General features: G+C 68.7%; 12 protein-coding genes. 5 read left to right on the top strand and 7 right to left on the bottom strand.

Annotated elements, in window-relative coordinates; genetic code table 11:
- Window positions 1-108: 108 nt before the first annotated feature.
- Complete coding sequence (locus tag ABWI07_RS10480; RefSeq protein WP_353818390.1) at window positions 109-852, bottom strand: hypothetical protein; 744 nt, start codon at window positions 850-852, stop codon at window positions 109-111.
- Window positions 853-934: 82 nt separating this feature from the next.
- Window positions 935-2203: an MFS transporter gene (locus tag ABWI07_RS10475; protein WP_353818389.1), complete on the bottom strand. Its 1269-nt coding sequence runs from the start codon at window positions 2201-2203 to the stop codon at window positions 935-937.
- A gap of 255 nt (window positions 2204-2458) precedes the next feature.
- On the opposite strand from ABWI07_RS10475, the gene ABWI07_RS10470 reads away from it, so the two are divergent.
- From ABWI07_RS10470 to ABWI07_RS10450, 5 genes are all read left to right on the top strand, one after another.
- Window positions 2459-3625 carry a cytochrome P450 gene (locus ABWI07_RS10470; RefSeq protein ID WP_353818388.1) on the top strand — a complete coding sequence of 389 codons (1167 nt, stop codon included), beginning with the start codon at window positions 2459-2461 and terminating at the stop codon, window positions 3623-3625.
- A 375-nt stretch (window positions 3626-4000) separates the two neighbouring features.
- Window positions 4001-5362, top strand: a complete 1362-nt coding sequence (locus tag ABWI07_RS10465; RefSeq protein ID WP_353818387.1) for a M28 family peptidase — start codon at window positions 4001-4003, stop codon at window positions 5360-5362.
- Window positions 5363-5367: 5 nt separating this feature from the next.
- Window positions 5368-6357, top strand: a complete 990-nt coding sequence (locus ABWI07_RS10460) for an aspartyl/asparaginyl beta-hydroxylase domain-containing protein (protein WP_353818386.1) — start codon at window positions 5368-5370, stop codon at window positions 6355-6357.
- A 74-nt stretch (window positions 6358-6431) separates the two neighbouring features.
- The gene (locus tag ABWI07_RS10455; RefSeq protein ID WP_353818385.1) at window positions 6432-7205 is read left to right on the top strand and encodes a class I SAM-dependent methyltransferase; all 774 of its coding nucleotides are present in this window, start codon (window positions 6432-6434) and stop codon (window positions 7203-7205) included.
- A 42-nt stretch (window positions 7206-7247) separates the two neighbouring features.
- The gene (locus ABWI07_RS10450) at window positions 7248-8012 is read left to right on the top strand and encodes a sulfotransferase family protein (RefSeq protein ID WP_149261398.1); all 765 of its coding nucleotides are present in this window, start codon (window positions 7248-7250) and stop codon (window positions 8010-8012) included.
- A 238-nt stretch (window positions 8013-8250) separates the two neighbouring features.
- Here ABWI07_RS10450 and ABWI07_RS10445 read toward each other — a convergent pair whose 3' ends face one another.
- The 5 genes from ABWI07_RS10445 to ABWI07_RS10425 form a co-directional block, all read right to left on the bottom strand.
- Entirely contained in the window at window positions 8251-8508 is a 258-nt protein-coding gene (locus ABWI07_RS10445) for a hypothetical protein (protein WP_353818384.1), read from the bottom strand.
- Window positions 8505-8804, bottom strand: a complete 300-nt coding sequence (locus tag ABWI07_RS10440; RefSeq protein WP_353818383.1) for a DUF6247 family protein — start codon at window positions 8802-8804, stop codon at window positions 8505-8507. Before ABWI07_RS10440 ends, ABWI07_RS10445 begins: the two co-directional genes overlap by 4 nt.
- A gap of 840 nt (window positions 8805-9644) precedes the next feature.
- Window positions 9645-16667, bottom strand: a complete 7023-nt coding sequence (locus ABWI07_RS10435) for a polymorphic toxin type 17 domain-containing protein (RefSeq protein WP_353818382.1) — start codon at window positions 16665-16667, stop codon at window positions 9645-9647.
- A gap of 138 nt (window positions 16668-16805) precedes the next feature.
- The gene (locus ABWI07_RS10430; RefSeq protein ID WP_149261393.1) at window positions 16806-20924 is read right to left on the bottom strand and encodes a LamG-like jellyroll fold domain-containing protein; all 4119 of its coding nucleotides are present in this window, start codon (window positions 20922-20924) and stop codon (window positions 16806-16808) included.
- A gap of 539 nt (window positions 20925-21463) precedes the next feature.
- The gene (locus ABWI07_RS10425) at window positions 21464-24181 is read right to left on the bottom strand and encodes a helix-turn-helix transcriptional regulator (RefSeq protein WP_353818381.1); all 2718 of its coding nucleotides are present in this window, start codon (window positions 24179-24181) and stop codon (window positions 21464-21466) included.
- Window positions 24182-24259 lie beyond the last annotated feature (78 nt).

Genomic DNA, 24259 nt, shown 5'->3' with positions numbered 1-24259 from the left:
GCCTCGCCGACGACGGGTGGTCCTCGCTTCGCCGGCGGCGTGCTAACGCAGGTGGAAGAAGAACGTCATGGGCAGCAGTTTAGACCTTTCTCCGCATCCGCCTCCCCGCTAGAGATCGAAAGCGTCCCGGACCTCCTGAAGAAGGTCGCGGTAATCGGTTCCGAAGGCGGCCGCCGCAGCCCACAGGGCATCGAGCGAGGCCTGAAGCGGGTCTGCTTCGACAGCCTCGAACAGTGCGGGTACGGCGGCGGCCTGCTGGGAGAAGTTGTGGATCCGCCCACCCGGGAGCGTGACCGTCGAACTCGGCACCTGCTCGTCGGCCCACAGCCTCGGCCAGACGTGTTCCATGTCGTCGAAGGGCGGGGGCAGGGGCTGCGCCCGGTCCATGGCGAGCAGGGCGGGGGCGATCCAATCGATGCTCGCCAGGCCCGCCACGTCATAGGCCCGGCGCGCCACCCACCGGGCGATCGCGCGCTGCACCTCCGGGTCGGCCGCGGCTATCGCCTCGCTCACGTCGCGGTCGAGCCGCGCCATGGCCAGCGCGTTACCCGACACGCGCCGAAGCCGCTCGCTGGGCAGTCGTCCGCCCCATGATCGCGCCTCGGCCCGCAGCCTGGCCTGCTCCCTCTCGTGTGCTTTCTCCACTTCGGCCAGGCGCGCCGCTTCGGCCCTTTGCTCGGCGGTCGGAGCCGGCGGCAGGCCACGCGCGAAGCCGTGCCAGTACGCCGCGTGCTCCGTGGTCTGCTTCAGCACACGATCGGCCTCGGGTGGGGCCGGCCAGAACTGCAGGAGGTAGCGGTCGATTCGCGGTTCACCCTTGAGCCTGGTGTCAGCCTCCCTGGCCGCCTGCATTCCGCTGCCGAGTCTGTCGCGTCTCACCGACAAACCAGATCTTCCTTCGCTTGCGCCCTCGACTGGCAGGAGCCTGTGCCGATCAAGGCACGGTCTTGGTGTCCGGTGAGGGAGCCGAAGGCTCGGGGTTCGCGGATGCCGGATCCAGGTCTTTGGGCGGGGGGTCCTGGGGGTCGGGTTCGGGGGGCACGCGTACCAGCCAGACGGCGGACACGACGGTGACCGCGGCCATGAGGATCAGCAGGACCCGGTAGTCGACGACCAGGGACAGTGCCGCGCCGAGGGCGATGGAGACGGTCTGCGGAGTGCTGACGACGCCCATCGCCGCGGTCAGTGCTCGGCCGCGCAGGGCGTCGGGCGTTCGCCGCTGCACCGCCATGACCAGGCCGACGGTCGTCCAGCACATGCCGAACCCGAAAAGGAACGCCCCCACCGCCACCGGGGGGATGGCGGGCGCCAGATAGACCAAGGACGCCATCGTGACCAGGGCGATGCCCAGCATCACCGTGCGCAGGTCGCCCACGCGGCGGATGGCGGCGCCCGCCGCCAGGCCGGCGCAGATCGCGCCCGCGCCCTGCACGCTGCTCAGCACGCCGACGAACGCGGGAGCGCGGTGAAGCCCGTCGTCGACGATGGAGAAGATGAGGGTCTGGGAGAAGCCCGTCACCAGCATGGCAAGGCCCAGGGCGCCCACCAGCGTGCGCAGTGGCGAGGACCGGTACAGGTGGCGCAGGCCCGAAAGCATCTCTTCGCGCAACTCCAGTGCACCGGTGACGTGACGCTGGTCGCCGGGCGCCCGGATGAGCCACACGCATACCGCGGCCACCAGGAACGTCGCCGCGTCCAGCAGAGCCACTACGTGGCCGCCCACCACTGTGAACAACGCCGCGCCGAAGAGGGGAGCCAGCAGCTTCACTCCGTCGGCGGAGGTCTGCAGCAGGCCGTTGGCGTCGGGGAGCGCGTCCTCGTCCACGATCGCCGGGACGAGGGCGGCCTGGGTGGCGGTGATGATCACAGCGGCGATGCCGTAGCAGAGGATGATCGCGTACAGCAGCCAGACCTGGCCCTCGCCGCGCACCAGCAGGCCGAGCAGCATGACGCCCGCCATCGCCAGGTTGGTCGCGATGAAGATCTGGCGCCGCGGGAACCTGTCGATGAGCACCCCGGCGAACGGGGCGAACAGGAACGGCAGGGCGACGAAGAAGAACGCGCCGCCCGCCGCGGCATTGCTGCCGGTCAGCTCCTTGACCCAGATGCCGAAGGCGATGATGAGCGCCCGGTCACCAAGGGTCGATAAGGACTGTCCGATGATCAGGAGCCGGAACCCGCGATTGGTCAGCAGAACTCTCACAGGCGACCTCCTCCTCGGCGGTGAGGCGGAACTACAAGATCATGCCACGGAGGATCTCGCGGGCATATGGAAGATCATGGCCGGATCCGGAACCTTGCAATTCTGCGTTACTCATTTACCATCAGAAAAGATCATGTGTCGGACGATCTCCGGACACCTGAGCGACAGCGCCGTCGTCCTCCCGGCAACCCGGACGGGACGCGACGAACGGGCCTGAAGCCGCTCGCCGGTAGCCGTCCGTGCGAGGAGGTCGATATGTCGGAGGCGCCGGTCGCAGATCCGGCCGCGGGACTCGCGGAGCCCGCGGCGCTGCTCGATCCCTACTCCCTCTTCGGCCGCCTGCGCGAGAGCGCCCCCGTCTACCGCAGCACCTTCCTCGACTCCTGGGTGGTGACCGGGTACGACGACTGCGCCGCGGTGCTGCGCGACACGGAATCGTTCGCCTCGGACTGGCGCCGGATCGGGGAGGTCGTGCCGGAGCCCTTGCTGAGCATCCAGTCGCTCGACCCGCCCGAGCACACGGCCATCCGGCACTTCATGGTCGACGCGGTCCGCGGTCTCGACCCGGGCATGCTGCGCGAGCGCATCGCCGCCCAGGTCCGCGCCCGCGCCGAGCGGCTGCGCGCGGGCGGGGAGTTCGACTGCGTGTCCGAGTTCACCGCGCCACTCGCGCTGGACACCGTCACCGCGGTGCTCGGGGTGCCGCCCATCGACGCCGCGTGGTTCCTGCCCGTGTCGCAGACGATCGTGGACGGCATGGACGCCGGGATCTGGCCGGAGACCGCCGAGCCCGCCGTGCAAGCCCGCGCTGAGCTGGCCGAATACACCGGCCGGTGGCTGGACGACCCGCCGGCGGACGGGCTGGTGGCGCATGTGGCGGCCAAGGCGCCCGGCTCCGGCATCGCGCGCCCGGTGCTGCTGAACACGCTGCGGGCCGTCCTGCACGCGGGGTTCGAATCGGCGGGGCGGCTGCTCAGCAACGCTCTGGTCGTCCTGCTGAGCGCGCCGGACACTTTGCCGCGTTTCGCTCAGGCTGACCTGTCACGTGCGGTGGAGGAACTGGTCCGGTACGTGACGCCGGTGCAGGCCGACGGGCGGGCGTGTGTACGGGAGACGCGCATCGGCGGCCATGCCATCGCGCCCGGCGAAGCGGTGACGCTGATGCTGGCCGCCGCGAACCGGGATCCAGCCAAGTTCGCCGAGCCCGACGAGCTGGATTTCGCCCGCCATCCCAACCCGCATCTGGGGTTCGGCCGGGGCGCCCACTCCTGCCTTGGGCAGTCGCTGGCGGTCCTCCAGGCACAGGTCGTCCTCGGCCTGCTCACGACCGAGTTCCCAGGCATCCGCCTTGCCGGCGAGCCCGTCTACCACCGAAACCTCACGTTGCGAGGCGTGGCCCGACTCAGAGTCCGCCTCGGCTGACCGACCTCAGATCCCTCTTAACAGAAAGGAGGTGGCACGGATGCGTTACCTCCACTGAGTGATGTAGAGGGTGCCCGGCATATCGGGGCACGCGCTTCCACCTGCCCCGATATGCCGGGCACGCACTATTCACCGCACCGTCGGCCTCAGAGACTCTCTGCACATGTCAACGTGGTTTCTGTTCCTGGCCTCACCTGTTTTTCTGGAGCGCTGATGAGGGTGTTTGTACGCACGAAAACCGCCTTGGTGACCGGCCTCGTCACCATAACGGCCACCATTCTTTCGGCTGCTCCACCGTCCGCGACCTCCCACGCCGCCGCAGCCACGGCCCATGGGGCGGCAGGCCGTTCGGGCGAGCCGTGGCTGGCGCGGCTGTTGGCGGGGTCCACCAGTGGCGGCGACGCGTGGCGGCACCTGCGTGTCCTTGACCGGATCGCCGCGGAGAACGGCGGGGTGCGCGCCACCGGCACGCCGGGGTTCGAGGCCTCCGCGCGCTACGCCGCCAAGGTGCTCACCGACGCCGGCTACCGCGTCCACCAGCAGCAAGTGCCGTACACCGACTATCGGGTCGACGCGGAGAGCGCGACGGTGACCGCGCCCGCCGCCCGGCAGGTGCGCGCGCTGGTCATGCGCTTTTCACCCGTCACCCCGCCCGGCGGTCTCGACGCGCAGCTCGTCGTGCCCCGGGCCACGACGGACGCCACCGCCGGATGCTCCGCCGCCGACTACGACGGACTGCCCGTGTCCGGATCCATCGTGCTCGTCCAGCGCGGATCCTGCGGCTACACGGCACAGCAGCGCGTCGCCGCCGGGCTCGGCGCCCGGGCGATGCTGATCTACCTGTCCACGCCGAGCCCGAACAACATCTACCGGCTGCACGCGTTCAACCCGCAGGCGTTCACCATCCCGGTGGCCAGCGTCACGCAGGCGCAGGCCGAACAGCTCGCTCAGGAGTCCGCGCAGCAGCAGGTGCGGATGCGTCTCGACCTGCGCGGGCACGAGGTCGCGGGAGTCACCACCAACCTGTTCGCCGAGACGCGCGGCGGCGACGACCGCACCGTCATGGCCGGCGCCCATCTGGACAGCGTGACCGAAGCACCCGGCATCAACGACAACGCCGCCGCGGCCGCCGCGCTGATGGCGACCGCGCTGCGGCTGGCTCCCCACCAGGACAAGGTGCGCCACAAAGTACGGTTCGCGCTGTGGGGGGCCGAGGAGCTCATCGACGTCGGCTCCAACTACTACGTGGGCAACCTGTCACCGGCCGAACGCGCCAAGATCGCGCTCTACCTCAACTTCGAACTGATCGCCGCGCCGAACGGGGTGCGGTTCGTCCTCGACGGGGACGCGAGCGAGCAGCCGCCGGGCACTCCGCCGGGCCCGGCGGGTTCGCAGGTCGTGGAGAAGGTCTTCAAGGACTACTTCGACCGCGCCGGACTCCCCTACGAAAGCCACGACCTGCGGGCCGTCGGCTCCGACCACGAGCCGTTCGTGGCCGCGGGCATCCCGGTCGGCGGCCTGAACGGCGGCGTCCTCGGGGTCAAGACCGCCGCGCAGGCGGCGCGGTTCGGCGGGGTGGCCGGGCAGCTGTACGACCCCTGCTACCACCAGCCATGCGACACGATCGGCAACCTCGACCGCCGGGCGCTCGACGAGAACGTGCCCGCCATCGCGTGGGCGGTGGGCCGCTTCGCCCTCGACGTCTCCGACCTGCCCGCCGCCGGCGCCCAGGAGTAGCGACCATGACGACGTACCCCCAGGCAATCGAATCGCTGACGGATCCGCCCGCCGCGTACCCGCCGTCGTCGCCGATGCGGCTCGGCTTCGACGTCGATGCGCTGCGCGCCGACCTCGACAGGCTGCGGCACCAGCGGTGGCGCGCCCAGCGCGCCTACAGCCAGGACGGCGCCGCCACGGAGTCCGGCGTGGACTGGCGCATCCTGCCGCTGCGCAGCGTCGGCGGCGATCCGGTACGGACCGATCCGGGCGGCGCGGGCCTGACCGACTTCGCCGACACCCCGTGGCTGGCCGAAGCCCCAGCTCTCGCACAGGTCATCGCCGCTTTACCGGCGCCGGTCCGGGGCGTACGGCTGATCGCCCTGGGCGCGGGTGCGACCGTCCACGAGCACCGCGACTACAAGTACGGGTTCGAGCGCGGACTCCTGCGGCTGCACGTGCCGATCGACACCAACCCGGACGCCGTCGTGGTCATCGACGGCGTGTCCGAGCACTGGACGGCAGGACGGTTGTGGTTCGGCGACTTCGGCCGAAGGCACTACGTGGCGAACGGCGGGGACCGCCCTCGGGTGCACATGGTGCTCGACTGCCTGGTCAGCCGGGAGGTCGTCGGGTTGTTGCCGGACGAGTTCCTGGAGCTGCTGCCGATGAGCGAGGTGATGTTCGCCCGCGATCCGGTGCCGCTCAGCGCATCCGAACGTGACCGGTTCCGCTGCCGGTTCCGGCTTCCGGGCGACTTCGCGCAGTGGTCGGAGGAGGAGGTCGAGGCCAGGCCCGACAGCGACGCCGAGGTCCTCGTGCACGACGGCCGGCTCGTCCTCGCCATCGACGGCGAGCCCGCCTTCGGCCTGGTGCATCTCGGGCTGGGCGAGTTCCGCCTCACCGGCTGGAGCGAGGAGCGCACCATCGCCATCGAGTCTACCGGCCAGGTGCGGATCAGGGAACGCGCCGGCCGCGCTCTCCGCGAGTGGACACGCCCGGCGCAGCCCACCTGAGGGGGTCGGACGATTCGGCCAAGCACGACCATCTGACGATGCGCCCTCTCCGACCAGACAGGCAGGTGACTCGCATGTCCTCCCCCGCCCGGGTCGCTCCGCTCGGCACCGACCCGTACGCCTTCCAGCCCGGTTACTACGATCTCTTCCGCGCCTCCCGTGGAGAGGGCGCCCTCCCCGACCCCCGGTTCTTCGCCGGCCGCGCACCCGAGGGCGGACACGCGCTGGAGATCGGCGCAGGTACGGGCCGGATCACCTTGGCCGTGGCCGAGCGAGCAGCCACCGTAGTGTGCCTGGAGCGGTCGGCGACCATGCGCGCGGTGCTGCTGGCCAAGCTCGCCGAACGCCCGCACCTGCGCGACCGCGTCACCGTGCTCGACCGCGCGGCACCCCACTTCGACCTGGCCCGCCGCTTCGACTTCGTGTACCTGGCGGGGGTGCTGGAGCACGTGCCGCACGCCGAACGGCTCGCGCTCTTCGAGGCGATCGCCGAACATCTGGCCGAGGACGGCGAGGTGGCGATGGACATGGTGCTGTCGGAACCCGTACCGGACTGGCCGGAGCACGTCACAGACGAGGCCACCCTCGGCGACTGCCGGTACGAGATGTCATGCGAGGCGCGGCCCGACGGCGACGACCAGGCGCACCTGCGGTTCGTCTACCGCACGTACCACCAAGGCGATCTGGTGGAGACCGAAGTGGTGGAACGCGCCCACTACCTGCACCGGCCGGACGCCGTCGTCGCCGACCTGGCGGCGGTCGGGCTGACCCCGACGGCAGGAACCGCCCTCCACCCCGTCGCCAACGGCGAAGACCCCGGCACTCTGGTCGCCCGCCGCACGACCTGACCGACCGAATCGTCATCACACTTCATCCTGAGGAGAGTTCGCGTGCAGGTCATCGGCATCGGTTTGCTCCGAACTGGTACGACTTCACTCGCGCTGGCCCTCGACCGGCTCGGGTACGGCCCCTGCTACAACATGCGCGTCCTCAACGCCGAGCCGGAGCGGGCCGCCGACTGGGCCGCCGCGATGGACGGGCGGACGGTCGACTGGGGGAAGGTGTTCGCGGGCTTCGGCTGCGCCGTCGGCTCACCGAGCACCGCGTTCTGGCGCGAGATCGTCGACGCGTTCCCGGACGCCAAGGTGGTGCTCACCGTCCGCGATCCGCAACGCTGGTACGACAGCGCCGCGCAGACCATGGCCGCCGTGCTCGCCAAGCCGCCGCTCCTGGTGCGGATGCTGAGCTGGCGAGGCCCGCGCCGACCCGACCCCGAAGCGGAGGTCCTCGACCGCGTGCAGCGGACGACGTGGCACCTTGAGATCGGCGGGCCGTTCGGCGAGCGCGCGGAGATGGCCGAGAGATTCGAACGGCATGTCGCCGAAGTGAAGGCGTACGTGCCCGAAGACCGGCTGCTGGTGTTCGAGGTCAAGAAAGGATGGGAGCCGCTGTGCGCCTTCCTCGGCGTACCCGTCCCCGATGAGCCGTTCCCCCGGGAGAACGACGCGGCCACGTTCAAACGACGGCAACGGCAGGCCCTGAAGAAGACCCTGGCCCCCCGAATCCTCGCCACCCTCGCCACCACCGCGCTAGCGACCGGCGCCGCAGTCACCTGGGCCCTACACCGCAAACGCCACCCAACCCAGAACAGGTAACCAAAGGCCCCCCGCCCCCCAAAGCACCGGGACACCGGGACGCCGGGGCCACCCACACTCATGGATGGTCCCGCCCGAGATTGAAGGCCGATGGCGGCGGTCGGAACCCGTCAAGGGGCCCGGGGCATCACTTCGTGATGGCTGCGCAGCCCCTGACCGCACCCGTCCGCCGCTAGGCACACGTCACGACAGGTCGGAGGCGGAAGGTGGAGGAGGAACCGGCGGCTACGCCGTGCCGCTACCCCATCCAGAGGATGTCGAGGATGCGCAGCGTCTCCGCCTTGTCATCCACCAGGCGCGTGAGCATGCCTTCGCCGCCGGCACCGAAGAAGGCATGCCGGACCGCTGTCTGATCTGCCCGTTCCGGTACCGCGTCCCATGGAGCTTCGAGGAGCTGTAGAAGGCGTTCGAGGAGCGGGCCGTTGCGGACCTCTTCGGGGAGTCCGTTCAGTTCGTACAGCGCGCGTCCGTGGAAGCCGTCGAAGCGGTACGTCACACCCGGCCTTCCCAGCCCGGTGGGGTATAGCGGACGAAGGTGTCTTCCCGTCCCTGTAGAGCGTCCTGGACCGCCTCTTCGTATCCGGGACGGGCGTAGGCGATGGCCCGCATGCGCCAGCGACGCAGCAACGTCTGCACCTGCTTGAACCGCGCCAGGTCATGAGCGGCGTCGAGCGCCTCGTCGTACTCGGCCCGGAACTGATCGCGATGCGACGGCGGAAGCGCATCGAAGATCGCAGCCGGATCCTCTCCGGGATCCCGCGACGCGGTCGGTTCCTCAGGCTGAGCGGTCATGATGCCCAATCTACCTGTGTGCCGCCCACGGCACAGGAAGCTCCCCGCGGACCCGAGAAGCAAGATCCGGAGTATGCGCCGAATGATCTTGCGTTTGCAACCACTGCCTAGCCGCCACTCCGGCCACAGCGACCAGGCGCTCGCCGGAGCGCCGCCGCGCAGGCGGTTGGCGGACTTTTATTTGCCGGACGAGGCCCAGGAATGACGTAGGTGTCCGCGCCCGGAATAGCTCGGGGCGCGGACACCCACGCAGTGAATCCGAAGGTCAGCCCGTGCAGGTCTTCGCCTCGATACCTCCGGCGCCCGGACGAAGCGGCGCAGTGCTATGTGATTTTGTCACCGACGGATCGGCGCTCATTTTGTCGACATGAGAGGATTCTTCGCATCGAATCAAACGTCTCCATTGCAGCGTCGATCCGAAAATCGGTGTGGTCCTGCCAGATATTAGCGACAAAAACGAAAAGATTCCATTAGGCAGTCGCGAATCAGTCCCCAACACAATGCCGGTTACGGGAAGCCATGACGGCATGGAAGTGGCGTCGAGCTCCTTCTACTCCCGTTCCTTGCCTTTCCTGTCGGAGGAAGTTCTCTTTGGGTAACGCTCAGGATGGACCTCGACAGCCTCCCCCGCATAGATGGCTTCGCGATCGACCCGCTCCCCGGTCGGGGCCAGGTCCGACGATCCCAACATGAATGTCCTATCCCCAATCAGGACGGCATACCTCCGCCCGCATCCCTCTCCAGAGACACCGACAACCACACCACGAGTGTCGTCCACCCCCATGGCCACAGCATCTGCCGTCCTCAGCACGGCGACGACGTCATAGAAATTAATATCTCTCACCGATGCGTAACCTCCCCCAGTGGATCAACGTTCACATGACGGCCATCTCGAGACAGCCATCCAATCTTTTCGCGTCCAGTGCGCGATAGCTGGACATCCCACTCGAACGGGTGGCCTTCAGTTCGCGACGGACCAACAGTCCATTCATTACCAAAACGGTCGACGTAGCCGTTGTTAGGTCCGCGAGGAAGAGGGTTAGCCGGATTATATCCCTCCGGGGGGAGGTATCTGATACGCCCTTTACTAGGAAGACCGAACTCATCTCCAGGTCCCGCCGCCCGCAAACGCCCCTTTATGCTCCAGCAGCCCGCGTTGTGAACTAGGACAGGTGTCGTTCCTGCATCTACATAATACGTGTGGAGGTCGACGATGGTGAGGTTGTGGACGCGCTGGTGGTGGGCGGTCCACTGCTTGGTCGCGGTGACCTGGACGTAGGTGCCGGCGTTGGTGCGGAGCCACATGCCCGGCTTGAGGTCACCAGCGTTGACCCACTTGTTGAGGTTGCCGGCGACCCAGAAGGGGTGGGCGTCGGTGGCGATGATGACGCCCCTCTTGGGACGCAGCGGGCTGGCGGGTTTCTTGAGCCCCTCGTCTGTCGGCCAGAAGGGACGGAGTCCAGTGGTGTCGATGGTGATCTGGACGAGGTTCTTTTCGCCCTTGCCGACGATCGTGTCCACGACGGGCTCGGCGCGTGTCTTGCCGGTCTCTGGATCGGTGGCGAGCACCTCATCGCCGACCTTTACATCTTCGATGGCTTTGTGACTGCCGTCCGCCATCAAAACCTCAGTGCCGGGGACGAAGCTGTTGCAGCCGTCTTTCCCTCGTCCCCGTCCGAGCATGAGGCTGTTTTCAAGCATTTCTGTGTTGCTGGCGCCCTTGACCCAGGGCCACTCGATCGATCGGCCGCTGGCAAGGGCTTCGAGCGGCGAGTTGCAATGCAGGAAGGAGCAGTAGTCGTCCCCTAGATCGTCCGCGATGTCCGGGGAGAAGCCCTGAGCGATCAGCTCCTTCTGGACTTGGCAGATGACGTCCTCTGCTCCGCAGATGCCGCTCGGTCCGTAGCTCGCATACTTGAGGAAGAGCGGGTCGTTGTGGGTGCGTCCTTCCAGGACGTTGCGGCTTCCGCCACAGCCGCCCTTCAGTCTGCAGCTGGTAATGGCGAGCGCCTGCCTGACGCGTGCCGCCTTGTGAGGGTTCAGCCAGACCGGCCAGTTGTACTGCGGGTATGGGTCACCGCAGTCCAAGCCGCAGCCGCCTCCCTTGGCGGGGGTCTTGTGGCCGACGTTCATGACCCCTTTCCCGCAGCGGTCGGGCGGGCATAGTCCGGAGGGGTCGGCGCTCGTGACGGGGTTGTTGTCGGCGTAGCTGTAGCCGTTCAGTTGCTGAGGGTCGGCCGGGTCCAGGACTGGGTCGACGGAGATGAACCGTCCGGTCGCGGGGTCGTACTCGCGGGCCCCAAGGTGGGTGAGCCCGGTGTTGTCCTTGGTTCCGCCCACGAAGCCCTTGTCCATGGCGGTGGGCCAGATGCCGACAATGGCGCCGCGGTCTTCGCCGAAGGGTGTGGACCGGCGCTGGTTGAGCTTGGACGGGTCACCGGCGGGAATGGCCAGTTGGGCGGTGTTCTGGTGGTCGCCGGCCAGGAGGGTCACGCCGGCGCCGGTGCGCATGGCGACGGTCTGGGGGCCGAAGGAGTAGTAGCGCGTGGCGGTGACGGCGCCGTTGCTGAGGCGGAGTTCCATGCCCGGCAAGTAGAGGACGGTGCCGGACTTGTCCCGACGGACGAGCCGGTTTCCGTCGGCGTCGTAGACGAACGTCGTACTGCCTTGGGCGGTGTCCGTGATCTTGGAGATCTCGCCCTGCTGGTCCCAGGAGAACTGGAGGGTGTTGGTGCCGTCCGTGCGCTGGGTGGTGTTGCCACCGGCGTCGTAGGTGTAGGTGACGTTCTGCGTGTCGCTGGTGCCGTCGACTTCCTGGGAGTAGCCGGCGAGTTGGTGTCCCTTGTAGGCGGGGTCGACTCCGGCGTCGCCGGGGTAGCGGTAGGTGCGGGTTTCTTGCCGGACGCCGCCGTCGGGCCCGGCTCCCCAGCTTTCCTCCGTGGTGCGGTTGCCGTCGGGGTTGTAGGTGTAGGCGTTCCGGTACGGAGCGGGACCGCCGATCTCGGCGGTGGCGGCGGAGGCGGCGCAGGTCGCGGTGCTCTGCGTCCACGCGTCGGTGAGCCGCCGCTGGAGGTCGTAGCGGAAGCACTGGGTGTCGGTGGTGACGCCGCCGGTGGACGCATGCCCGGTGACATCGGTGATCTGACGGACGTTGCCGGCGTCGTCGTAGGTGTGGCCGGCGTCGCGGGCGTACCCGTCGATGCCCTCACGGCTGACGGTGGCGTGGATCAGTCGGCGGGTGGCGGGGTCGTAGTCGTATCCGACGTTTACTGCTTTGCCCCCGGCCGCCAGTACGTAGCCGCGGACCTGGTTGATGTTGGTGTAGCTGGTGCCGGTTACGTACTGCGAGTTCCCGGTCAGCGTGAGCGGCCGCCCGAGGTTCTCGTTGTCATAGGTGTAGGTGAGGACTTCGGCCGGAAGGTCGCCGGCCGCGGGCAGGCTCGTCGACTGGACGGTCCCGTCCGGGTTGTAGGCGGTGTTGAACTGGTAGCTGCCGTCCAGGCCGCCGCCCTCCGCGCCATTCGGGACGGTGATGGTGGTGCGCTTGGGCCGGTTGAGGTTGTCGTAGTCATCCGTGCGGATCTTGTACTCGTAGGTGTTGCCGTCGGCACCGGTCGCCTTGCGGGAGGCGAAGGTGAGCTGGCCGGCTCGCACGGTGTCATATCCCCACAGCGCAATCAGGTCGCCCTTGTCCCCGTCGCCGTTGGCGGCATAAGTACGCAGCTTGCGGCCGAGCGCGTCGTATTCGTGGAAGACCTTGCCCGCGTTACCACGCGAATCAGTGGTGGACACGACCTGGTCGAGGTCGTTGAAAGCGGCCGTGGTGGTGCCGCGGTCGGGGTCGATGGTGGTGGTCTGGCGGCCGCGGATGTCGTAGCGGTACTCCCAGGTCTTGCCGCCCGGCCCGACCATCTTGGTCTTCCGGTCTGCCGGATCGTATTCGTACTTGGTGGAGATGTAGTCGGTGCCGTCCGGTGTGGCGGTGTTGTGCTGCCGTAGCTCGATGGTGCGGCCGCGGACGTCGGCGTAGGTGGTGGTGGGTGTCCCTCCGCTGGGTGGGGTCGTCTTCACCCAGGTGCCGAGCGCGTCGCTGCCGTAGGCGTAAGCGGTGGCGTACACCTCGGCGCCGTCACCAGCGCCGCCCAGCAGCGCCTCGCGGGTCTTACGGCCTGCACCGTCATAGCTGTACCGGGTCTGACTGTGGACCAGGCCTTGCATCTCCGGGCCGAACAGGCTCGGGGTGGGCCCGGCCTGATCGTTGTAATAGCCGTTGTAGGTGAAGGCGACCAGGCCCCGGCCGTCGTAGAGAGTGTCGGTGATGAGCCGGCCGCCGTTCTGCCCCGGCTCCTGGGTCTGGCGGGCCCGGAGGAACCCGTCATAGATCGCATAGGACGGGGTGCCCAGGGCACCGCTGTTGGTGACGGTACGGGTGCCGACGACGACGGGCGCGTTCTCGGCGATCTGGTAGGTGTACTCCGCGCTGGCGGTCTCACCGCCGGTGCGGCTGCGGTTCGGCAGCCACACTCTGATGGTGCGGCCCAGCGCGTCGTAGTAGAGGTCGGTCTTGCCGCCGGCCTCGTCGAGCTTGACGATCGGCGAGCCCCAGGCAGGGTCCAACGTGGCGCTGGTGGACAGCTGCAGGCTGGTGCCGTCCTCCTTGGTCACGGCCGGCTTGGTGACCGTGATCTTGGTGGTCAGCCCGGGCGCCGTTCCGCCGGGGGTCTGGGTGTAGGCGGTGGTGGTGACGTGGTCCTGAGCGTCCGACACAGCGGTGGGGCGGCCGTACCCGTCGAAGCCGGTGACGGCCGACAGCTTCTGGTACGTCGGGTCGGAGCCGTCGGCGGCAGCGTGCGACACCAGCCGCTCGGTGTAGGTGACCCGGCCCTTGCTGATCGACTTGAAGGCGCTCTTGGGCGCCGACGCAGTGCCGTCGTAGTAGGTGCGGGTACCCGACAGCACGTGGATGCGACGGTCGAGCCCGCTCCACAGGCAACTGCCGCGGGTGACCTCCTCCTGTGCGACCTGGTTGCGTATCCAGGCGGTGGTGTTGTCCGCATAGGTGTAACGGGTGCAGCGGTCATCGTCGCCGACCGCCAGGTCCCCGTTGTCGGACACCCAGTTGACCCGCCCGGTGTCGGCGTCGTAACTGGTGCGTACCTCGGCCTTGCGCCAAGTCCCCGGTCCTGTCGGGGTGAACGTCCGGCCGTACTCGGTGGCCACGATGTTGGCGGTGACCGTGCCCCAGGACCGCGTCTTGGACGCGGTCTGGAATCGCACCGGCAGATTCTGGTCCCACTGCAGGATCTGGCCGCCGGGCTTGTCCAACTGCACGGTGCGCAGTTCCCGGCCGGCGAAGGCGTCGTGGTCGGTGACGGTACCGCCGTCGCCGTTGTCGACGGTGACCGTGCGCTTCTGGTCAGGATCGGTCGTCGAAGTGCGGTCGCCGTGCATTCCGCGCAGGAAGTAATGGTCGGTCTGGGCGACCATGCCGTCGGCGAGGTCGGAACCGGTCAGCACGCTGACCTTGTCGTAGCCGCGCCACTGGCTCCAGGTCTTGTACTTCTCCCGTGTCAGGCCGTCGTCATCGTCGTAATGCCACGCGCCGCCCTTGGAATCGTCGTAGATGTACTTGGTGACCATGTCGGCGCTGTGGCCGGTCCGGTCACGCGCGATCACATGGGTGACGACGTACTTGTGGAACCAGTCCAGGCTGGGTTTGAGGTCACCGTCGTGGGCCCAGTAGACCGGGAAGCAGCGCTTGGTGTTGGTCTGCGGGGTCGGCAGGTCGTCGGACGTGCATTGGGCGGTGCTGTAGGCGACGGACAGTTCGCCGCCGGACTCGTCGGCGACGTAGTCCAGCCGGTAGCGCATGAGCCCGCCGGTGTCACCGGCCCGGACGCGGTTGTAGCGCTCCTCGTAGTCGAGCGTCACCTTGGGCAGCGTGACCGCGGTGCTGGCGGCATGCCCGGTGTGCTGGATGGAGGTGGCCAGCAGTGCCCGCGCGTAGTCGGCGGTGCCCCACTTGTGGGTCAGCGTCCAGGAGTCGACGTCCCGCCAGGTGCCGTCCGCCTTGATCACTTGGGTCTTGACCGACTCCAGCCGCTTGCGCGTCCAGAAGGTCGGCGAGACCGTGCCCTTGAAGTCCTTGCACTCGGTGCCGGACTTGCAGTTGAGGTCGTAGGGGACGTCCGGCCACAGGTTCGGATTGGTCTCGATCTTGGAGGGGTCGCAGTTGGCGTCGGTGTCCAGACACCGTTCCTTGCTGTTGAACACCACACGGGCCGGCGCCTTGGCCCACAGGTTGTCCGACCGCAGTCCGTACTCGATCCGGTTCAGCACACCGCCGCGGACATAGGGCGTCTCGTCTTCGGGCTTGAGGTTGCGGCCGTAGTGGTTGATCTCCTTGTCGTAGTAGTAGGTGACCGCGTTGCCGTCGGGATCGACCGCGTAGTCCAGGTTCCATCGCCACGCCTGCTGGCACCACGAATCCTTGAACGCGTCCTTGTGGCACGGCTCGTTCGCATCGTCTCCGAACACCGGGACGGTCCAGGTGGAATTGGTCTCCGGATTGCCGCTCGCCCAGTTGTCCAGCCGGTGCTTGCCGAAGTAGTAGACGGTACCGTCGGTGGTGGTGACCTTCCAGTACTCGTTGTCGTCGTCGCCATTGCCGGTTGTGGCGTCGTTGCCGGTCAGCCTCTCGACGCGGGTACCGTCATCGTTCTTCAGCCGCCATTTCCCTGCCCCGTCCGGGACCAGCTCACCTCCGTGCCCGTTCAGCTGCATCGTGGCGTTGTCGTAACCCCAGCACTGGTCGCCCGGGGAAGACCCCCACTCGTCCTTCGGCGCATCGTCGTCTTCACAGGCTTTGTAGCGGCGCTCAATGAACCCTGGCCACAGGTCGAATCCATCCCCTACCCATGAGGACTGGGCGTTGGTGTTCGACGTCAGGCCGTCGATGTTGCCCGAGGAGTAGCTGATGGCCACCTCAGGGGCCATGGTGCCGGGCACGGGCGGCACCCGCATGGGGTAGGACCAGGTGAAATCGCCCGTGTTGAGATTTACGTTCCAGGTCGACGACGCCGACAGCTTGGTGGCCTTGAAATCTCCCTGCTCACCGGCGGTTCCCGCGGCCGTGGCCAGCACCGTCGGCCCCGACGTGGCCGTCGGCTGCTGCGGTGACGCCTGCCGCGCGGCTGGATCCGATTCGGCCCGCACCTGCGCGATCAGCGTCTGGTTCTTGGTGTCGTGGGTCGTCGCCACCGGAGTGGCCGTCCGGCATTCGGCTCGTTCCGGCGTCGTGAGGACGCACGCCGGGTATTGCACGAGTTTGAGCCGGTCGGCGTAAGCACCACCGAACGCCGACGCGAACGACGCGTAGTTCAGCCCGACCCCGACCTGTCCCGGTGCCGCGGTGTCAGTGCGGGCAACCGAGATCATGACGCCTTGGACGCCGGCGCGGTCGCTCACTTTACTGTCGACGACCTGGACCCGGACCTGCTCGGCCGCCGGCAGACCTCGGGAGCCCGGACGCGAATCGAGGCGCGGCGCATCGCTCGGAGCGGTGACCCAGACGGGGAGATCACCGGCGCGGGCCCAGCGGCCCTTGCCGGGGACCTTGCTGGTCGCCGTGCCGGCCTTCGGCCAGCTCGGAGCCGGGGAAGCCTTGGTGGTCAGGCGCTTGTTCCCGGCCTTGCGCGGCCGCACGTCCAGCGCCCGGCCCTTGACCGGCTTGGCGTCCTTGAACTGACGCCGCGGCGCGGATTCGGCCCGCGCGGGCATCGGGGACGCCAGTCCGAGCGCCAGCACGGCGGCCATGCCCAGCGCGATCTTCGACCGCGCCCAGCCGTGGCCTCCCAGCAGCATCCGGGTACCGCGCTTACTCACAACGCCCTCCAAGGCCTGCCCTCATCCCTAGGGCCACCGGTGTTGTCAGCAGGAGAATGGAAGTCGGCCATTCGTGGGACAGGCTCCAGAAGGAGGCCCTCGCCCCGCTCACCGCCGTCAGTCGTAGGACTGAGGCAGAGGCGGGTTTCCGTAGGGGGTGTCGATCTGCTGAAGGTTGGCCAACGGCAGCACCTCGTGCGGGGCGAGGGCGCCCTTGACCAGCCATACGTCGCGGACAAGCCCGGCGAAGTACTCGCGGCTGGGGTCGTTGTCGGTGGTCTTGCCATCGGCGAAGCGGCGGCCGATCTGCACAGGGCCTGGTGCGTTGAACCCGATGACCCCGGTCTTCGACGATTCGGCACTCGTGTTGCCGTTGACGTAGAGGGTCATCGTGTCGGTCTCCGCGTCGTAGACCAGCGCGAGGTGATCAGGGCCGGAGTCGGTGCAGATGTTGCAGGACTGCGACTGGTAGGCGGTGACCCGGGTGGTTCCGAGGGCGTCGGTGACGGACGCCTCGATCTCCCAGCGGCCGACCCATTCGTCGGCGGGGTCGTCTCGGTCGGGGTCCCAGTTCGGGTTCTTGGCCGCCTTCGGGTTGAAGCGCACGGTGAAGGCGTTCTGGGTGTTTCCAGCCAATGAGAAGACGGTCATCGGGACGGTCGGTTTCACAGCGTCCACCCAGCCGGCGACCGAGAAACTTCCGTCGGTGCGGACTACGGGCAGCGCCGTCCTGGCCCATTCGCCGACGCCAGAGGTGTTGGCGCCGTGGAGCACCAGGCAGCCACCGTCGAGTTGGTTGCAGGTCTCACCATCGGTCTTGATCTCAGCGCCGCCGTACAGGGTGAGATCGTGGCCGGCGCCGGAGTCGTCCGGAACTACTCCGTTGGTCGGGGCGGCCGAGAGTCTCCAGCGGGCTTGGACGGTGGAGCGGTACCACCCAGCGACGTCCTGGGCGGTGACGGCCCGGTCGAACACCCGGACATCATCGATCTCGCCCCGGAAGAAGTCGGTTTTGACGCCGTTGTACTTGGCGCGGCCGATCGCGAAGGCGCCGCGGTTCACGCCCGCCCACTGGTCCCCGTCGTAGGACGTGGTCTGTTCAAGCTTGCCATCGACGTACAGGCCGATCGTTTTGGCCGATGCGTCGTAGACGCCGACCAGGTGCGTCCACTGCCCGACTACCGGGGGCTGCGCCGACAGGGCTCTGACCCCGGGCGCATCGGTCTTGTCTCCGAGCACTCCGGAGAATGCCCACCGATCGTCGATGGGCGAGTACTGGAGGTACATCGAGCTTGCGACGTCGGCGTCCTGGGAGGCGATGGTGGAGACACCGCCCTTGGCAGCCAGTTTCGCCCACGCCGATATCGCATAGTTCTTCGTCGGATCCAACAAGGGCAGTTTGGTCTCGGCGTAGCCCGTGGTCGCGGGGTCAGCGTCGGCGTTCAGCTTCAGCGACGACGACCCGACCCTCGCCGGAGTACCCAGCGTGTAGTCGGTTCCGACCATGCTCGCCTCGTTCACCGAAAGGAGGCGCCACTGCTCCCACTGCGAGCCGGTGCAGGTCTGCTGGAGGACATGCGCGCGGTTGTCCATCGATTCACCATCGATGGTCAGGCACTTGTTGCTATGTGTGGGTTTGAGGAGGAAGACGCCGTCCGCCTGCTCGACGCGCTGGAACCGCTGGCTGGACACCTCCGCGCACTCGGACTGAATGGCATGAGCGCCGTCGGCGGTGGACGCAGGTGTCCCTTCGATGTCGAGGCACTTGTCGCTCATCTTGCTGACAAAGGTGTAGGTGTTGGCGTCGACCTCGTTGAGTTTCCAGCGTTCCCAGTCGACGCCGTCGCAGTCCCACTGCATGATGTGCGTCCCGGGCGCCGATTGACCGCCTTCGACGTTCAGGCATTTGCCGGTCTTGACGTTGACGGCAGTGAAGGTGTTATTTGCTGCGATCTCCTCTCGGAGCTTGACCGTCCCGGCGGGATCGTCGAGTTTCCAATGCGCCTCTTCGCTGGCAATACGGCGGACACGGAAGGTGTAGTCGGGGGCGGTACCGGAGCGGCCGGCCCGGTCGACGGCGTGCACGTTCAACTTCCAGTCGCCGCGAACGTCTGGTGTCTTGGTAAAGGTGCAGGCCGTCGTGGTGCAGCCGGGCGTCTGCCCGAGCGTCAGCCAGGCGATCGGTTCGGCCGGGCGGCCGGGCGGGGTGAACTGGTAGCCGAACTTCACGATCGGTTCACTGCCGGGTGCCGCGGTGATGGTGAAGTCACCGGGCTGTCCCACCCCGTCGTGCTCGATGGCGTTGGCGGGGTATTTGGCGGACGTGACGATCGGCGGCGGTGGGCTGGCGTCGTCGTAGACGAACCAGCACTTGTGCCCCAAGCCACCGACATTGGTCGGGGCGTCGGCCCAGTAACCCGCGCCGAGCCAGTTGTGCCAGTCGTCGTTCTCCAGTCCGTCCTTGAAGTCGTGTCCTCGGACGGTCCAAGCGAGCGGGACGTTCTTCGGGATACCACGAGATGACGCCAGGGCGCTCATGGCCTTGGTGAACACCTGCCCGGAGTTACCGCCGCCGGAGTAGACGGGCGTCGAGTCAGGGGCCGGCGCAGCCCCGATCTTCCAGGAGAAGCCGGCCCCGTTGGAGTCGCCCCAACCGATCATGAACTCGGCCTGGACGCGGTCGCTGCCCTGCGGGTCGGCGATCTTGGCGGCCATGGTGGGCCAGACCCGCAGGCGGGGCATGGACGACACGTCGTTCGTCCCGCACGGGTAAGTGCCTCCCTCGCCCTCCAGGTGAACGTTGGTCGGAGTCTTGGGCGGCAGGTTGTACAGGACGCGGAGAACGGCATCGTTGTTGAATCTCTTCCAGCCCGTGGTGCTGCCCTCATTGGTCGCCTTCAGGCCGAGCCAGAGAGTGCCGCTGCCATTGGCCGTGTTGCCTACCTCCGTCTTGAGGGTCTCGCTGGACAGCACCACCGTATTGTTCGCGCAGCCGACGCCCTCGTTGCCGTAGTTGAAGCTCTTTTCCACCAGCTTGCGCTGCCAGAACCCGGAGGCGGCCTGCGTCCCCCAACTCGTCGAACCGCTGACACCCTTGGTCTTCCAGACCTGTGCCGCGGCGGCGGTGCAGTTGTAGGCGCCGGTCTGGTACGGCTTGAACTCCGCCCACAAGACGTTGGTCCGCATGACGGCCGAGGGGAGGACGAATTTGTAGAACAGCCGCTTGGTGATGGTGCCGCCACACTGTCCGCCCATGTACGGGTCGGCGTCCGAGCAGTACCCCATCCCCTCGTCCTCCCAGGAGGAGTCGGTGTACTTGGTCGACACCATGACCGCAGCCGACTCCCCCGGCCCCTGCCAGTCCGGGTCGATGTACAGCGGAAACGTCGTATCGGCCCCGGTGAGCAGGCCCGCATCGGGGACGAGGGTCAGCTTCCCCCGTCCTGCGGACATCCTGATGCGGCCGCGCTTCACACTGTCAGCCGGGGCCTCGGCGGCGTGGGCGCGCTCGGCGCGAGTAGTCTTCCGGACGCCGGCGCCGGCGCCCTTCCCTGAGGAGTCCCACATCATGGGCTCGGCGGCCTTGAAGACCGTCCCCCCCGCCGCCTGATCCACCATCCGAAGACCACCGGCCTTGCCGGCCTCGGCATTCATCCGGTCGGCTCTCAAGCCCATCTGGACCGTGGCCAGCCTCGGGTCCCGTGCAGCCGCTGGGGTTTTGACGACCAGAACGTGACTGAACCCACTGGGCTTGGCCCGCACTACCAAGTCCACGTCCGGGAGGACATTCTGATAGGTCGCCGCTTCACCATCCACGACCGGCGGCGGAAGTGCGCCATGTGGCCAGGTCAGGGACATGGCGCGCCCGGCTCGGCTCATCGTCACCAACGGGCCTGCGCCTCCACCGGAAAGCGCCAGACCGACGGTTGTCGCGCCTGGAGCGAGCATGCCATCGGCGCGCCGCCGCAACTTGGTGTCGATCGGCACCCACTTCCCGTCACGCAGGGTGCGGACAGGGCGGGCGCTCATCGTCGCTTCCAAGCGGCCGTCCGGCAGGGCGCGCACCTCGCGTTGCGGGCCGGTCATCGAGGTGACGGTGACGGGTCGCTTCGTCTTCAGCGCAGTCGTCACCGCCTCACCCTGAGAGGGCGCCGCCTGCGGCGCCTCCTTCGCCTGAGCTGCGGAAATGGGGGCGGCGGCGCCAGGAAGCGGCACCAGCGACAACGGCAGCGCCAAAGCGAGCGCCGTAGCCGCAGCGGCTACGGTGAACGGCCGACTTCGGACACGATGAGACCTGGACTTTTGCGCCAGAAAACGACCCAAAAAGGCCACAGAGGTCTCCCGCCCACATAAAGCCCCAATAAAGTCGCTTTAACGTAACGTGACCAATCGCGGCGCGGAAGAGTCGGAACGATCAAGTAATTGTGATCTACATCACTCGATTCTCGGTAACCCGACCTCATGACCTGCACGTCCTTGCCGAAACAGTTCGCGCCGACAATCGCGGGCCACCACTGAGAGTGATAGTTATCAACAAGTAACAAAGAGGGAATAGCAGGAGCGACCATCGAGTGGAAGCCGGATTGTGCTTCCGAAGCAGGCCTTTAATCCTTCTTCGAGTGCGCGAACTCGACGGCGGCTTCCATATCGTCGACCTGCGCCTCGGATCCTCACAGAATTCGCAACTGCGCGCCGCCCAGGGGCAACGTTCGCTCGCCGTTTACTCCTGTGGCGTGGAACGGAGCGAGCTTGGGCGATCGCTTGTCGCCGGGGGGTTAGAGGCCTAGGCGGGGGAGTTCGCTGCGGGAAGAGACGCCCAGTTTCGGGTAGGCGCGGTACAGGTGGTGGCCGATGGTGCGGGGGCTCAGGAACAGCTGGGCCGCGATGTCGCGGTTGGACAGGCCCTGGGCGGCAAGCCGGACGACCTGCAGTTCCTGCGGGGTGAGCCGGTCGAGGGCGGAGTCGTCGCGGGTGCTCGTGCCCGCCTCGCCGGTCGCCCGGAGTTCGGCCCTGGCACGTTCGGCCCACGGTGCCGCGCCCATCCCCTCGAATGCCTCCAGGGCCGGACGCAGAAGCGAGCGCGCCTCGGCCTTGCGCTGGGCCCGGCGCAGCCACTCGCCGTACAGGAGCTCGGTCCGCGCCCGCTCGAACGGCCGGCCGCCTTTGGCGTGCGCCCGCACCGCCTCGGCGAAGTACCGTCCTGCGTCCTCGACCGTGGTCAGGAGCGCGCGGCAGCGGAGCAGGACGCCCGCCGCCCACGGCTGCTCCGACGCGACGCTCCAGCCCTCGAACCGCGCGAGCGCCTCGTCCGCCCGCTCCGGCTGCCCGGCGCGGACGGCGGCCTCGACCTGGTCGCCCGCGAAGTGGACCAGGTTCATCAGGCCGAGCGGGCCGTCTCCGGTTCCGCGGGAGGCCGCCTCCAGCCGGTCGAGGGCGCGGGCGTGCCGGCCGTGGCCGAGGTCGAGCAGGGCGAGCGCCATCGAGCCCCAGGCGGCGGTGCGGGCGATCCCGGCCGTCCGGGCGCGGGCGATGGCCGGTTCGGCGAGCGACCGGCAGGCGTCCTCGTCCCCGGCGAGCGCCGCCGCCCAGGCCAGCACGCAGCGCAGATGGTCGACACGGTGCAGTTGCCCGGTGCTCTCGGCCAGCCGCACGCCCTCTTCAGCGTGCACGACGGCGTCCCTGCGGCGGCCGAGGAACATCTCCGTCACGGCCAGGTGCTCCAGCGCGTTCGGCAGCCAGCCGATCTGCCCGGTGTCGCGCGCGTCCGCGACGAGCGGCTCGTAGATCGCCAGTGCCGCCTCGTCGTCGCCGGTCAGCATGCCCATCGCCCCGGCGATCACCCGCTCCCCGGTGCCGGTCACCCCGCCGCGCCCGGCCTCGGCGAGCAGGACGCGCATGCGCGGCATCGCCTCGGCCGGGTCGCCCGCCATGAGCCGGGCGAGACCGCCGAGCGCCACCGCGCCGGGAGTTTCGCCGACCACGTCGAGCAGCCGGTCGGCGGCGCGGCGGGCGAGTGCCGGATCGCCGCCGAAGTAGCTGTTCCGGACGGCCTCCGCCAGCATCCGCGCGGCCTCGGCCGGCCGCCGGTCCGCGATCGGGTCGGCGCCCGTGAGCAGGATCGCCGCGGCGGCGAGCGGTGACCCGCGCTCGAACTCGACTCCGGCCCGGACGTGGGCCAGGCGTGCGGTGAGCGCGGCGTCGGCGGTGGCCCGGCCCGCGCGGCGCGCGATCTGCGCCGCGCGCGCGAGGTCGCCCGCCAGCAGCGCGGCCTCGGCCGCGCCGACGAGCCGGCCGGCCTGCCGCGCCGGGTCGGGGGTGAGCTCGGCCGCGCGCTCCAGCGCGGCGGTCTGCGCGGCGTACCCGCCCCGCGCCGCGGCCTGCTCGGCGGTGTCCGCCAGCCCGGCGGCGATCGGCTCGTCCGGCCCGGTCGCCGCCGCGGCGAGATGCCAGGCCCGGCGGTCGGGGTGCTGCTCGCCGAGCGCATCGGCGAGCGCCCGGTGCGCGGCCAGCCGGCGGGCCAGCGGCGCCTCCTGGACGACCGCCGCCCGCACGAGCGGGTGCTTGAAGGCGGCCGCCATCCCGGTGAACGACAGCAGGCCCGAGCGTTCGGCCTGCTCCAGCGCGGACGGCGGGGCGCCGAGGGCCCCCGCCGCGCGCAGTACGACGTCGAGGTCGCCGGTCTCCTCGACGGCCGCGACGAGCAGCAGCGTGCGGGTCCCCTCGTCCAGCCGGGCGGCCTGCGCGCCGAACGCGCGGCGCACGCGGTCGGTGAGCGGAAAAGCGCCGAGGTTGTACGACAGCGGCGGTATCGCACCGCCGCGCTGCTCGGGGGTGAGCGCGGCGGGCAGCTCGATGATCGCCAGCGGGTTGCCCTCGGACTCGGCGAGGACCCGGTCCCGGACGTGCCCCGCGAGGTCGGCGGCGTGCTCGGCGATCAGCGCGGCGGACGCCCGGCCGTCCAGCCCCCACAGCGGCAGCTCGCGCATCCCGTCCAAGCGGGTGCGGCCGCCGCCGCGGACGGCGAACAGCAGTACCACGCCCTCGCGCTGGACCCGCCGTGCGGCGAAGGTGAGCGCTTCGGCGGACGCCTGGTCGAGCCACTGCGCGTCGTCCACGACGCACAGCAGCGGGGCCAGGTCGGCGAGCAGCGACAGCACCGCGAGCCCGACGAGCAGCGGGCCGTCCTGCCCGGCGGGACCGAGCCCGAACGCGCTGCGCAGCGCCGCGGCCTGCCGTTCGGGGAGGACGTCGACCCGGTCGAGGACGGGCCCGAGCAGCAGGTGCAGCCCGGCGAACGGCAGCTCCGCCTCGGACTCGATCCCGGCGGTGCGGAGGACGCGCAGCCCGTCCGCCCGCGCGACGGCGTACTCCAGCAGCGCGGATTTGCCGATACCCGGCTGGCCGCGCAGCACCAGGGCGCCGCTGCGGCCTGCGCGGGCCTCGTCGAGCAGTCCGTCGAGAACGGCCTGTTCCGCCTCACGACCGACCATCATGGGAGGAACGTACTGAGGTCGTGCGCGTGCCCGCCAACCAGGTACCGGTAATTCGACCGATTCCTCGGCATCTCCCGC

It is taken from the genome of Actinomadura sp. NPDC000600, assembly GCF_040492135.1.
Lineage (GTDB): Bacteria > Actinomycetota > Actinomycetes > Streptosporangiales > Streptosporangiaceae > Spirillospora.
The sequence above is the reverse complement of the archived record's forward strand: the minus strand, read 5'-3'. Positions and strand labels throughout refer to the sequence as shown.

Coding starts and splice junctions, on each gene's coding strand:
- ABWI07_RS10480 (WP_353818390.1), bottom strand. CDS start 852: ATGCAGGCGGCCAGGGAGGCTGACACCAGGCTCAAGGGTGAACCGCGA.
- ABWI07_RS10470 (WP_353818388.1), top strand. CDS start 2,459: ATGTCGGAGGCGCCGGTCGCAGATCCGGCCGCGGGACTCGCGGAGCCC.
- ABWI07_RS10460 (WP_353818386.1), top strand. CDS start 5,368: ATGACGACGTACCCCCAGGCAATCGAATCGCTGACGGATCCGCCCGCC.
- ABWI07_RS10455 (WP_353818385.1), top strand. CDS start 6,432: ATGTCCTCCCCCGCCCGGGTCGCTCCGCTCGGCACCGACCCGTACGCC.
- ABWI07_RS10440 (WP_353818383.1), bottom strand. CDS start 8,804: ATGACCGCTCAGCCTGAGGAACCGACCGCGTCGCGGGATCCCGGAGAG.
- ABWI07_RS10435 (WP_353818382.1), bottom strand. CDS start 16,667: ATGCTGCTGGGAGGCCACGGCTGGGCGCGGTCGAAGATCGCGCTGGGC.
- ABWI07_RS10425 (WP_353818381.1), bottom strand. CDS start 24,181: ATGATGGTCGGTCGTGAGGCGGAACAGGCCGTTCTCGACGGACTGCTC.